The 13,463-nt window shown below is 49.8% G+C and carries 9 protein-coding genes; 7 read left to right on the top strand and 2 right to left on the bottom strand.

The window, feature by feature from the left end:
- A partial coding sequence (locus ACO0K3_RS19165) for an ExbD/TolR family protein (RefSeq protein ID WP_422957813.1) occupies positions 1-126 on the top strand: 126 nt, incomplete at its 5' end.
- A 133-nt stretch (positions 127-259) separates the two neighbouring features.
- On the opposite strand, the gene ACO0K3_RS19160 is transcribed toward ACO0K3_RS19165, so the two are convergent.
- Positions 260-1,186, bottom strand: coding sequence for a sulfurtransferase (locus ACO0K3_RS19160; protein WP_422987400.1), 927 nt, complete (start codon positions 1,184-1,186; stop codon positions 260-262).
- Positions 1,187-1,470: 284 nt separating this feature from the next.
- On the opposite strand from ACO0K3_RS19160, the gene dnaE reads away from it, so the two are divergent.
- The 6 genes from dnaE (at position 1,471) to ACO0K3_RS19130 (ending at position 11,997) form a co-directional block, all read left to right on the top strand.
- A complete protein-coding gene (dnaE, locus tag ACO0K3_RS19155) occupies positions 1,471-4,998 on the top strand; it encodes a DNA polymerase III subunit alpha (RefSeq protein ID WP_422987398.1) in 3,528 nt (1,175 codons plus the stop codon).
- Positions 4,991-6,367 carry an O-antigen ligase family protein gene (locus ACO0K3_RS19150; protein ID WP_422987396.1) on the top strand — a complete coding sequence of 459 codons (1,377 nt, stop codon included), beginning with the start codon at positions 4,991-4,993 and terminating at the stop codon, positions 6,365-6,367. Before dnaE ends, ACO0K3_RS19150 begins: the two co-directional genes overlap by 8 nt.
- A 144-nt stretch (positions 6,368-6,511) precedes the next feature.
- Complete coding sequence (msbA, locus tag ACO0K3_RS19145) at positions 6,512-8,248, top strand: lipid A export permease/ATP-binding protein MsbA (protein WP_422987394.1); 1,737 nt, start codon at positions 6,512-6,514, stop codon at positions 8,246-8,248.
- 2 nt (positions 8,249-8,250) lie between these two features.
- The gene (gene waaF, locus ACO0K3_RS19140; RefSeq protein ID WP_422987391.1) at positions 8,251-9,342 is read left to right on the top strand and encodes a lipopolysaccharide heptosyltransferase II; all 1,092 of its coding nucleotides are present in this window, start codon (positions 8,251-8,253) and stop codon (positions 9,340-9,342) included.
- 28 nt (positions 9,343-9,370) lie between these two features.
- Positions 9,371-10,795: a bifunctional enoyl-CoA hydratase/phosphate acetyltransferase gene (locus ACO0K3_RS19135; protein WP_422987389.1), complete on the top strand. Its 1,425-nt coding sequence runs from the start codon at positions 9,371-9,373 to the stop codon at positions 10,793-10,795.
- A complete protein-coding gene (locus tag ACO0K3_RS19130) occupies positions 10,792-11,997 on the top strand; it encodes an acetate/propionate family kinase (RefSeq protein WP_422987387.1) in 1,206 nt (401 codons plus the stop codon). The genes ACO0K3_RS19135 and ACO0K3_RS19130 overlap by 4 nt, the downstream gene beginning before the upstream one ends.
- 35 nt (positions 11,998-12,032) lie before the next feature.
- Here the strand turns inward: ACO0K3_RS19130 and ACO0K3_RS19125 are convergent, their stop codons facing one another.
- Positions 12,033-13,055 (bottom strand): acyltransferase family protein, encoded by a 1,023-nt coding sequence (locus ACO0K3_RS19125; protein ID WP_422987385.1) that lies wholly within the window; start codon positions 13,053-13,055, stop codon positions 12,033-12,035.
- Positions 13,056-13,463: the final 408 nt, after the last annotated feature.

Genomic DNA, 13,463 nt, shown 5'->3' with positions numbered 1-13,463 from the left:
CCGGAAGTGCATCTGCGGCCCAACAAGCTGGTGGCGTACAAGTCGGTGGCTCATGTGATGGCAACGGCTCAGCGTCTTGGCGTCACTAAGATCGGTATGGTCGGTAATGAGCAGTTCTTGAAGTGATGTAATTCACTTTAAAATATGTTCTGACTAATAAGAAAAGGCTCCTTGCGGAGCCTTTTCTTTTACTGATGTCATGAACTTATATTGTCAACTTATATCATCAGCTTGTATGGTCAGCTTATTTTTTTGTGAATTAGCTTGCTGACTGATCTGCGACTTGTACGCCAGATGCTTCGCCTGCTATTTCGCTGGTTTGCAGTTTTTTGCAATGCGGACAGGATTTTCCCTCAACATACCATGGGGATAATTGTTCACGTGGTGTCACCACTGCACGGCAGGCATAGCATTGCTTGGTATCTGTTGCTTCCAGTTTCGGATTTAAGGCTGTACGATAGTCAAAGACAAAGCAGTCACCATGATAATGAGCGCCGCCAACTTCTTCAAAATATTTCAGAATCCCGCCCTCTAGCTGATATACGCTGTCATAGCCGACATTCTGCATGTGGATTGCCGCTTTTTCGCAGCGAATACCACCGGTGCAAAAAGTCACTACAGTCTTATCATTCAATGCTTCGCGATTGGCTTCGATGACGGCAGGGAACTCAGTAAATTTGCTGATCCGATAATCAATCGTATTATCGAAACTACCTACATCGACTTCAAAATCATTACGTGTATCAACCATGACTACCGCTTTGCCATGATCGTCATGTCCCTGATCCAGCCAGCGTTTTAAGGTGTGCGCATCGACCGACGGTGCGCGGCCTTCCTCAGGTTTAATCAAGGGCATGCGCATGGTGATCATTTCAGGTTTCAGCTTGACCAACAATTTGGTGAATGGCTGATGATCCGAAAAACTTTCTTTAGCAACGACATCTGCAAAACGCGGATCGGTATGCAGCCAGTCCATATAAGCATCTATTTCGTGACGCAATCCCGCCAGAAACATATTGATGCCTTCTGGCGTCAGCAAAACAGTACCTTTGAGGTTTAATTCCTGGCATTTAGCGATAAATTCCGGACGCATTTCAGCGGTATCGTCGAATGTTATGAATTTATAAGCAGAAATATTGACGTAAGGTGTTTCTTCGGTTTGTACTGCGGGAGTTGCGTGCGACATAGTAGATATTCAGTAAGTCATTGATTTGGCAGCATTATAAACTTTTCCGGACGTAAAATTACAGTTTTACGATTCAAAAAAATAAAACGGTCACGACTGATGCTAAGTCGCCTTTGATTCTGCCCTGATGTCGTAATGCAGAATGCCTTGCGGCGGAGCAGCTTGATTATCTGGATGTTATCTGTCCGACGCTTGTCGGTAATATCACCATTGATATCGCTATTCACGCACTTTTACCTGCACGGGCAATCGTTTTCGCCAGTCTGGCACGGTAAAATACGCGAATGAATACTGAATTAACACTGACCAACGATAGTAGCGCGCCTGTCTTGTCTGCCGTCGCACATCCGCAATTTGTCCACCTGCGTTTGCACTCTGAATATTCGATTGTTGATGGCTTGGTTCGCATTGATGACGTGGTAAAAGCGGCAACGAAAGATAAGCAGGTTGCGCTGGCGATTACCGACCTGGCGAACTTGTTTGCCATGGTGAAATTTTATAAAACAGCGCGTAGCAAAGGCGTAAAGCCGATTGCCGGTTGTGATGCATGGATTACCAATGATAACGACCGGGATAAGCCATCGCGTCTGATGCTCTTGGTGAAAAATAAAAAAGGCTATTTACAGCTTTGCGAATTATTGGCGCAAGCCTGGCTGACCAATCAGCATCGCGGCCGTGCCGAGATTCGCTATGAATGGCTGCATGCCTTATTTGAGGTTGATCAGCAAAAGAGCGAAGAGCCAGGCCTGATCGTCCTATCGGGAGCTCACTTCGGCGATGTCGGTATTGCGATAGACAATGGCAATATTGATCTGGCCGAGCGCAATGCACAGCGCTGGGCGGCGATTTTCCCCCACCATTTTTATATTGAAATTCAACGAGCAGGTCAGCCGAATATGGATGCTCATGTGCGTCAGGCAATCGCCTTGGCGCGCAAGTTGCAGTTGCCGGTCGTTGCCACCCATCCTATCCAGTTCATCAATAAAGAAGACTTCGTTGCCCACGAAGCGCGTACTTGTATTGCCGAGGGCGATATGCTGGCGAATGGCCGTCGCGTACGTCGTTTTAATGATCAGCAATGTTTTAAAACCCAGGCTGAGATGGCTGAGTTATTTGCCGATATTCCGGGTGCACTTAAAAATTCTGTTGAGATTGCCAAGCGCTGCAATCTGACGCTGGAATTGGGTAAGCCGAAATTGCCCGACTTCCCGACACCGGATGGTATGACCATCAACGATTTTCTAGTGCATGAGTCACAGCGCGGATTAGAGCAGCGACTGGTGCAACTCTATCCCGATCTGGAAAAGCGTGAACAGCATCGACCCAGATATGAAGCGCGTCTGAAGTTTGAAACCGACACCATCATTAAGATGGGTTTCCCGGGCTACTTCCTGATCGTGGCGGACTTTATTCAATGGGCGAAAAATAATGGCGTACCGGTTGGCCCGGGCCGTGGTTCTGGTGCGGGCTCATTAGTCGCGTATGCGTTGCTGATTACGGATTTGGATCCGCTTGAATACAATTTGCTGTTCGAGCGTTTTCTGAATCCAGAGCGTGTATCCATGCCCGACTTTGATATTGATTTTTGTCAGGAAGGACGTGATCGCGTCATCCAGTATGTGAAAGAGCGCTACGGCAAAGAGGCGGTATCGCAGATTGCGACCTTCGGTACGATGGCGGCCAAAGGAGCGATTCGCGACGTGGGTCGTGTACTGGATTTTGGTTATATGTTTTGCGACGGAGTCTCTAAATTAATTCCATTTAAACCAGGTAAGCAAGTCACGATTGCCGAGGCGATTGTCGAAGAACCTTTGCTTGCTGAACGGCAGGAAAACGAAGAGGAAGTCAAAACCTTGCTCGATCTGGCACAACAGGTTGAAGGGATTACCCGTAACATCGGCATGCATGCGGGGGGCGTGCTGATCGCGCCAGGCAAGCTGACCGATTTCTGTCCACTGTACACGCAGGGTGGTGATTCCGGCGTGGTATCGCAATACGATAAAGACGACGTTGAAGCAGTCGGCCTCGTGAAGTTCGACTTTTTGGGTTTGACCACGTTGACGATTCTGGACCGCGCTGTTCGCTACATTAAGATGCTGGATCCAGCGATGTCAGATTTTGATCTGGCGAAATTGCCTCTCAACGACAGACCATCGTATGAGCTGTTAACCAAGGCGAAAACGGTCGCCGTATTTCAGCTGGAAAGCCGCGGCATGCAAGGCATGCTGAAGGACGCACGTCCCGATCGCTTTGAAGACATTATTGCGCTGGTAGCCTTGTATCGCCCGGGGCCGATGGATCTGATTCCGGATTTTTGTAAGCGTAAGCATGGTGAAAAATTTGATTACCCTGATCCGCGTACCGAAGGTATTTTGTCAGAAACCTACGGCATCATGGTGTATCAGGAGCAGGTGATGCAGATGGCGCAGGTGGTCGGTGGCTACTCGTTGGGCGGTGCGGATTTGCTGCGTCGTGCGATGGGTAAAAAGAAGGCCGAAGAGATGGCGGAACACCGCCAGATTTTCCGTGACGGTGCAGCGAAGGATGGTTTGCCGCAAGCTAAAGCGGATGAGATTTTCGATTTGATGGAAAAATTCGCTGGCTATGGTTTTAATAAATCTCATGCCGCTGCTTACGCATTGCTGTCGTATCACACCGCGTATCTGAAGGCACATCATCCAGCCGCGTTCATGGCAGCCAACTTGTCGCTGGCGATGGATGATACAGATAAGATCAAAATTCTAGTCGAAGATTCACTAGATATCTGCAAACTCACTTTGCTTGCACCCGATATCAATCAATCCGAGTACCGCTTTATTCCGGTTGGTGAGCCGGGTAAAAAAGCCACGCAAATCCGCTATGGTCTGGGTGCTGTCAAAGGATCTGGTCAAAATGCGATTGAGAGCATTGTCGCAGCGCGTAAGGCTGATGGTCCTTTCCTGAGTCTGTTTGATTTTGCGAAACGGATTGACAAGCGTCAGGTTAATCGCCGCACGGTAGAGTCCCTGATACGAGCCGGTGCCATGGATAGTCTGGGGCAGGATCGCGCGGTGCTGCTGGCAACCGTACCTTTGGCGATGGAGGCGGCCGAGCAGGCCGAGGCCGCAATTAATCAAGTCAGTTTATTCGGTGATGATGACGATATGATTCCGCCGCCGGAATATATCAAGGTTGATCATTGGTCTGATAAGCAGAGGTTGATGGAAGAAAAACTGGCATTGGGATTTTACTTATCCGGCCATCTGTTTGACGCTTACGCTCCTGAGGTGAGACAGTTCATTAAAACTACACTCGCCAAGCTTGATCCCTCACGTGATCTGCGCCTGATCGGTGGCGTGATTGCCGGGCTGCGCACGCAGATGACACAGCGCGGCAAGATCATGATCGTCACTCTCGATGACGGTACAGCGACCGTTGATGTGACGGTGTATAGCGAAATGCTGGATGAGTACAAAAACCTGTTTAAAGAAGATGAATTCCTGGCGGTACTGGGCAAGGTATCCGAGGATCGCTTCTCTGGCGGACTTCGGATTACTGCCGAAAAAATCATGGATATTGGTCGGGCACGTGTTCAGTTTTCACAAGGTTTGCGTTTGTCATTAGATGCGGGAACGGATCTGAAAAAATTGCAGGACATTCTCAAACCTAGCCTGAATCCGGAAGGATGTCCTATCCTGATCCGCTATCAAAACACCGACGCCAGCGCCGAGCTGTATCTGGCAGATCAATGGCGGGTTAACCCTGACGATAATCTGCGGCAAAAACTCGGTGAGTGGCTGACACCTGACAGAGTGCAGATCGAATATGCCTGACCGCATGAAACAGACCGGATCACTACCCGCACAAGCGCAATCTGACACGCACTTGCAGACACGTTCAGGTGGATGGGCGCCATTGTGGACCGAACGTGCGAACTGGCCGCAGCAGGTGCTGGCATTTCTGCCACTGACTTTATTTTTTCCGGTCGGTGTGATGTATGGTGGAGTGCTGGTGTTTTACATCAGCCTCTTACTGTCTTGCGTGTCGAATGATACGTGGCGATTGAAGTTGCAAGCGATACGATGCAGTCCGATGTTATTGCCTGTGCTGGCATTGAGTGCGGTCAGTATCGTTGCTGCGGTCTTGCATGAACGACCCGCTGGCGAGTTCTGGTCAGGATTCTGGCACTACCAGACCTATATTTTTTTATTTCCTTTTCTGTGTGTCGGTGCCGGTGTCTGGCAGCAAAAAGCACTCAAGAATTTTTTTGCCGGAGCGGTCTTCGCAGCCAGTTTGTATTACCTGAACCTGTTGCATGTCTTACCGGCCAATACACTGTTCCGCAGCTATGTTGTTTATGAAGGGAATAAGTCAATCTTGCTCGGCATCTTACTGGCACTCGCCTCTGGCTGGATGTTGCATGAATTGGTTTTACGCAAAAATCATTTATTGGTCAGAATGTTCGTATTGGCATATGTCGTTCTGGCCTTATTGTTGCTGGCCAAAACTCGTACCGCTAGTCTGATCTTTGTTTTGCTATGTGTCCTGATGGCCTTGCGTAACTTACGCTGGTCGTGGCGTAGCGCGCTGGTTCTGGCTTGTCTGTTGATGGCTGGCGTCGGTACGTGGAACTATGTGTTGAGTCTGCCTGCGCCAGTGACCTGTGCTGTAAATGAAATGCAGCTTGCCGGTGCCAGACCCGCACAGATCCTGGTAACTCGTGCGCAGTGTACGGTGCATCAGGTGCATTCATTTAACGAAGGAAAAAATATCGGCGAAGATGGTATGCGGCTGGAGATTTATAAAGTGACCAGTCAGATCATCGCAGAGCAGGTCGTACTCGGACATGGCATTGCAAACTGGATGCCGCTTTATCAGCAGCGCGCCAAAGGCATGATGAGTGGCACTATGACGACACCACATAATGATTATCTGCTGTATTTTACCGAGCTGGGTATCGCCGGATTAGCGGCATTGTTGTGGATCTGGCTTAGCCAGTTGCGGCTGGCGCACCGCATGACAAAGCAGGCACAAACGCGGGAGCGAGCGATGTTACTGGCGATGCTGGGGATAACGATGATGGTCGGCGGCATGTTTAATGCCATCTTGCGCGATGGCGTATTCGGGATGGCTTTGATGATTTTGCTGGCGATTCCGCTGGCAGGTGTCCGCACAGGCTATAGACAAGCCAATGCAACTTAATAAAGAAAATTAAAATTCAATCCGCATGATCCATGCGCCTTCTGGCATGAAAATGCTCTGAAAGCCGCATAGATCATGCGGATTGCTGTTGAGATGTTCAAAAAACTCTTCAGCCTAATTAAAGTAATCAGAATAATGAGAATAATGAATCAGCAAACGATACAAATCGCGCAGCGCTTATGGGCGTCGATGCGTCAGCACCGTCAGCGTCTGTTATGGACCTTGCTGACGATGATCGGTACCGCATTGACTGAGGTAATGTTTCCTCATGTTTTCGGCTATCTGCTGGATCATGGTTTTAAAGGTGAACATACCAATCTGCCGTTGTGGAAAGTACCTGCTGCAATCATCGGTATTTTTGTCTTGCGCGGCCTCTGCACATTTACGACAAGTTATCTGATGTCATGGATTGCAACCCGTCAGTTGAATGATATCCGCGCGCAGGTATTTGCGCGGATCATGAATGTCCCTATCAATTTTTATCATACAGAATCCAGCGGCCGCATCATCAATACCATCATGTTTGAAGCGCAGCAAATTGTGGAAATGATGAAGGTATCAATTACGACTCTGTTCCGCGATTCGCTGACAGTGATCGTCTTGCTCGCCTATTTGTTATGGGTCAACTGGAAGCTGACGCTGGTCACGATTGTCTTGATTCCCTCCATGGCGTATCTGGTACGACGAGTCAGCAAGCGCCTGCGTAAGCTCAATCAGGATCAGCTCGAAGTCAACGGCGAACTGACCCAGGTCATCGAAGAGACCACACGTGCCAGCCAGGTGATCCGTATTTTTGGCGGCCAGGCTTACGAGCAGCAACGCTTTGACAAAAAGAATGAAAAATTGCGTGGTTATGCGATGAAGACCACGGTTGCCGTTGCATCGACGACGCCAGTCACCCAAGTGCTGGCAGCTTGTGCCGTCGCCATTGTGATTATGCTGGCGGTCGCACAAGGTAAGTCGGACACCACTACCGTTGGTGATTTTGTTAAATTCATTACAGCGATGATGATGCTATTGACGCCTCTGAAACGGCTGGCTGACCTGAATGGTCCGATGCAGCGTGGCATGGCAGCGGCGGAATCGGTGTTCTCAATGATCGATGCAGAGCCTGAACATGATAGCGGTAAGCCCTTGCCCGCCAGAGCGCTGGGTAAGCTGGAATTTATCAATACCAGTTTTAGCTATCCAGGGCAGGAGCAAGTTGCGTTGCAAGGGATTAACCTGAGCATCCAGCCGGGTGAGACACTGGCGCTGGTCGGCATGTCAGGTGGTGGTAAGACGTCATTAGTGAATCTGGTGCCACGTTTTTATCAGGTGAGTGACGGTGAGATTCTATTGGACGGTATTCCGTTGAATCAGATTTCACTCGCGAGTCTGCGGGCGCAGATTGCGATGGTCAGTCAAAACGTTGTGCTGTTTGACGACACTGTTGCGGCAAATATTGCCTATGGCGACCCACAACCGGATGCTGCCCGTATTGCCGCCGCGGTGACTGCCGCGCATCTGGAGGATGTCGTGCGTGAATTGCCCGAAGGTTTGAATACCATGATCGGTGATAACGGCAGTCGCCTGTCTGGTGGACAACGTCAGCGTCTGGCGATAGCACGAGCGATTTATAAGAATGCGCCGATCCTGATACTCGATGAGGCGACATCGGCGCTAGATTCAGAGTCCGAACGTGCCGTGCAATCTGCGCTGGATGAATTAATGCAAGGCCGGACCACGCTGGTGATTGCGCACCGCTTATCCACCATAGAACGCGCCAGCCGGATTGCGGTGCTGGTGGACGGCATGATCAGTGAGATCGGCACCCATACCGAGTTACTGGCAAAAGAGGGTGTCTATGCGAACCTGTATCGCTTGCAATTTACGGCCTGACTATGAGCACGTCTTCGGCTAAATCGCTCACCTCGGATTCTTCTGTACAGGCTCCTGAGCGCTTACTGGTCATCGCACCGAACTGGATAGGCGATGCAGTCATGGCGCAACCATTGTTGCGACTATTAAAGCAGCAGTATCCGGCTCATGCGATTGATGTACTGGCCGCCGCCTGGGTCGCCCCGGTATTGCGGGCGATGGCAGAGGTCGACACGGTACTGGAGACGCCGTTTAAGCATGGCGCATTGCAGTTGCGTGAGCGCTGGCGTTATGCGCGACAACTGCGTCAGCGTCATTATGCTGCAGCCTATATTTTGCCGAATACCTTGAAGTTTGCGTTGATTCCGTGGCTGGCTGGTATTCCCCGGCGCATTGGGTACAAAGGCGAGAGCCGCTACGGCCTGATTAATGTGATGCATCATGATGACCCTGTCGCACCGCGGGCGATGGTGCCATTTTATGCGGCATTAGCTGCCGAACCTGCGCCACAGATCGCTACGAGTTGTGGGCGTCCTTCGCTAACTGTGAGCGAATCGCACATCGTAGCGACTTATACGCAACTCGGTTTATCGCGGGAGCAGCCGCTCATCTGCTTTGCGCCAGGTGCTGAGTTCGGTAACGCGAAACGCTGGCCGGCAGCGCATTTTGCCAAACTCGCTGCGCAGATTACCGTAACCTATCCTGCAACACAAATTGTCTTACTAGGCTCGCCAAAAGACAGTCCTGTCTGTGATGAGATCAAGTCTTTATCGCCGTCAGTTCCATCCATCCGTCACCTTGCCGGCAAGACTAGCCTGGATCAGGCGATTGCCTTGATTGCCAGTGCCTCTGCCGTGGTGAGTAATGATTCCGGCTTGCTGCATATCGCATCGGCGCTGAACCGCCCCGTCATTGCCCTGTATGGCCCGACCGATCCCGATCACGCACCACCGTTTTCCGACATTGCCTATTCCCTTTCTTTGCGCCTGAACTGCGCACCTTGCAAACAGCGTGAGTGCCCATTGGGACATCAGGACTGCATGCAGAAAATGACTACAGAGATGGTCTATCATCCGATATCTGCGATCATGTCATCGCACCAGAAATCTCATTGAATGTCTCATCAGATAGAGAAAGTGGTCTATGAACACCGTGGTCTATCAAGAAAATAATCAACCAGCTCAGATATCGAACGTAGTGTATGACGATATCTATGTGGGTCAGACGGCGACTCAGACGCGCACGCTGAGCGATGCGGATATTCAGGCTTTTGCCATTGTTTCAGGTGATATGAATCCTGCGCATCTGGATCCTGAGTATGCCGGTCACACACTATTTCATGGCGTGATCGCTCACGGTATGTGGGGCGGTGCCTTGATTTCTACTGTCTTGGGAACGCAGTTACCTGGTCCTGGCACGATTTATCTTGAGCAACAGCTTCACTTCTCCAAGCCAGTCAGAATTGGCGATACTTTAACGATCTCGGCTACCGTGATTGCCAAAGAGGATGAAAAAAAACGAGTGACGCTGGATTGCCAGATCATAAATCAGCTCGGAGAAAAAGTCGTCTCCGGTAACGCACTGGTTATTGCTCCGGCGGAGCGGGTTAGCAGACCGCGAACGCAGTTACAAACGATGGCCATGTTTGATCTCGGTGCTCGTCAGCGGCACCTGATTGACAGTGTGCGGGATCTGTCCGCGGTACGCTGCGCCGTAGTTCATCCTTGTGACGTTGAATCCTTAAAAGGCGCGGTGGACGCTGCCAGCCATGGATTGATTATTCCAGTCATCATCGCTCCTCTGGTGAAATTGCAAGCGCTTGCTCAGGAGGCAAATCTGGATTTGAGCGGCATGGAATTAATTGATGTCGCGCATAGTCATGCGGCAGCGGATAAGGCAGTGGAGCTGGCGGCAGAAGGTAAGGTCGAGGCTTTGATGAAAGGCAGCTTGCATACCGACGAATTGATGGGTGCAGTTGTTCGCTGTCTTGCATTGCGTACCAAGCGACGCCTGTCGCATATCTTTCATCTTGATGTGCCGATGTATCACAAGGTCTTGCTGTTGACAGATGCGGCGCTCAATATCGCACCGAGTCTGATGGATAAAGCCGATATTTTGCAAAACGCGATTAATTTTGCTATCGCGCTCAATATCACAGAACCTAAGGTTGCCTTGTTGTCGGCAGTCGAGACAGTCAGTCCAAAAATCATCTCGACCATTGATGCGGCAGCACTTTGTAAAATGGTGGATCGTAAGCAAATCACTGGCGGAATCGTCGATGGGCCGCTGGCTTTTGATAATGCGATTTCGGCGAATGCTGCGCGTATTAAGGGTATCGATTCTGTTGTTGCGGGAGATGTCGATATTTTGATGGTGCCTGATATAGAGTCTGGCAATATGCTGGCCAAGCAATTTGAATATTTGTCTGGCGCGTCGACTTGTGGTGTTGTTGTCGGCGCCCGCGTTCCTATTGCTTTGACCAGCCGCTCGCAGGGCAGCGCCTCGCGGGTCGCCTCCGCAGCACTGGTCAAACTGCTGGCACATCATTACCGGACTGTTGCGCCATGAGCGACGCGATCAAGCTTATTTTATCGGTCAATTCTGGCTCTTCTTCGATCAAATTTGCCTTATATCCGTGCGAACAAGGGACGGTAGAGGCCGCGATATTAACTGGCTTAGTCGAAGGACTAGAGCCGCAAGGTATCGTTAAGGTGACTATTCGCCGAAGTGGTGAGTCGCCCATCAGTACGCGCATTGACATCCCCGAAGGAGAGGATCGTTTCGCCCGTGCGCTGACTGAATTACATCAGCTCTTGCAGCACTATGCCGGTGACGTATCGATACTCGCAGTTGCACATCGCATTGTGCATGGCGGTGACCGTTATTCCCGCTCCATCCGTTTAGGCGATGAAGACATACATTATTTACACGGCTTAGATTGCCTGGCACCCTTGCATCAGCCACATAATCTCGACGGTGTCATCGCATTTCAGAATGCTTATCCCGGTGTTCCGCAAATTGCGTGTTTTGACACTGGATTTCATGCTGATTTACCTGAAGTCGAGCGTACGCTCGCGCTGCCTAAAAGGATTCGTGAGCTTGGTGTCCGTCGCTATGGATTTCATGGTTTGTCGTATCGCTATGTTGCGGGCCGTTTGCATGAGTGTTCGCTACGTTCCAGACAACGCGTTGTCATGGCTCATCTCGGAAATGGTGCAAGCTTGTGCGCAATGTACGATGGTCAGAGCCGGGCGACGACGATGGGATTTTCCGCGCTTGATGGATTGATGATGGGGACTCGTTGCGGTGCGTTGGATGCTGGCGTCATTCTTTATTTGCTACAGCAAGGGTGGACCGCAACACAGCTAGAATCCAGTTTGTACAAAGAATCAGGTTTGTTGGGCGTCTCGGGTATTTCAGCTGATATGCGACGCTTGCGAGCGTGTGAGGACTTGCAGGCAAAAGCGGCGATTGATTTATTTACACACCGCATTGTGCGGGAGATCGGGGCAATGACGGCCTGTGTCGGTGGCATCGATTTGCTGGTTTTTACTGGCGGCATTGGCGAGCATGATGCTGTATTACGTCAACAGGTTTGCGAGCAACTTAGCTACCTTAACCTACATATCGATAATGCAAAAAATGTTGCTGCACAAGGAGATGCGATCGCTGCAGTTCATACCGCAAGCAGCCCGGTTGAGATCTGGGTTGTCCCCACTGATGAAGGACGCATTGCAGCGATGGATGCGGCGAAAATTTTGCAGGGATAACTGTCCGTAGTTAGTCTTGAGAGGCTCGGAAAGACTCAGGCAGATGTGTTTTTTAAACGCCATGCTGGTGGTGTGAATAAATATCGCAGTGCGCTCAGCGATTTTGTTTGACTACCGCAATATACAAGCACCGGCAACACGATCCCCGTACTGACGCCAGCTAGTAGATGTGTCGTCACATCGTCAATATGTAAAAATTTACTCAATATAATTCTGACGCCACTCGCTGCGAGTATATGCATCAGATAAATCGGCATGGAATATTGCCCTATTGTCGCCAACCATACAGCGGTTCCTGTTTGGCTGAGCCAGACCGACAGACTACTGACTAAAACGATACCAGCGCATGACAGGACGATGAGCAACACACTTGTATCGGTGTAGATCAGGCGCAAGCGATGATGAAAGATGTACTGCAGTGTTCCGAATAAAATCAGACTGCCGAATACCCAACTGCCAGCTCGATTTTCTATCCATCGCAAGACCGCAGTGACATTCATACCTAAGACGAAAAAAATAAAATAATTCGCCAGATAGTCAAAAGGAAAAGGGAGTGCGACATACAAGTGCAGTACCCAGAACGCTAGTGCCGACACCAGGATGACACCTTGTTGCCTGACCTGCTGCTGACGATGTACCAGTACAGCAAGGCCAAAGATCAGGAAGAGAACATATAAAAACCAGAAATGCGCGCGAGGCATCCATAGTAAGGATAAGACATCGCCCACGCTAGTTTGTGAGTTCGTATAGCGAGATAAAAATACCTCAATGAATCCCTGCAACAGAGACCAGATCAGGTAAGGATAAATAATCGTACTAAGTTTGCCGCGCATGAGCTGCATACCACCGTATTTGTTTAATGACGGCAAGAAAAACAAACCAGACAAGAAAAAAAACAATGGCATATGAAAGCTGTAGATCACACTATCGATCAGCATGTAGCTCTCTTTGTCTAATGGCAAACCGGCGTTCCACGCGCCACGTGCGACGTGTGCATAAACGACCAGCAAGATACCGATTGCCTTGGCGTAGTCAGCCCAGTTATTTCTATTGGTCATAAGCAAAAATTTGTTATTGAGTGGCAGGATTTATGCACAATTAGACTGGTAAATACGTTCATTCCACGACACAGGGTGACAAGTCCTACCTTATCGCACGTCGGCAGATGCATTCGCACTCCTAATTCGTTGTGAGCAGACCTTGGTGTTTCTACGCTGCTATATTTGTTTGATGAAATTATCCGGCCATCAAACTGTCGCACTATTTTACAGACCATTTGCGTCTGCTTTACTCTTCGTAGTATTTCTCCTCTGTATTCAAGCATAAAAGGCGATCCGGAAAAGTTGGAACGATATATGCATGATTGACTGAGGTGAACGATCGGGCCAGTTTATCCGTTGTTCTTGAGAAGACTCTAAGCATCGACAAGTGTTGCCACTGCAAATTGTTGTTGTTCCAGACGGTCT

The sequence above is a fragment of the Undibacterium sp. Rencai35W genome (genome assembly GCF_049340185.1).
Lineage (GTDB): Bacteria > Pseudomonadota > Gammaproteobacteria > Burkholderiales > Burkholderiaceae_D > Undibacterium.
This window is presented reverse-complemented; position numbering and strand designations above follow the sequence as displayed.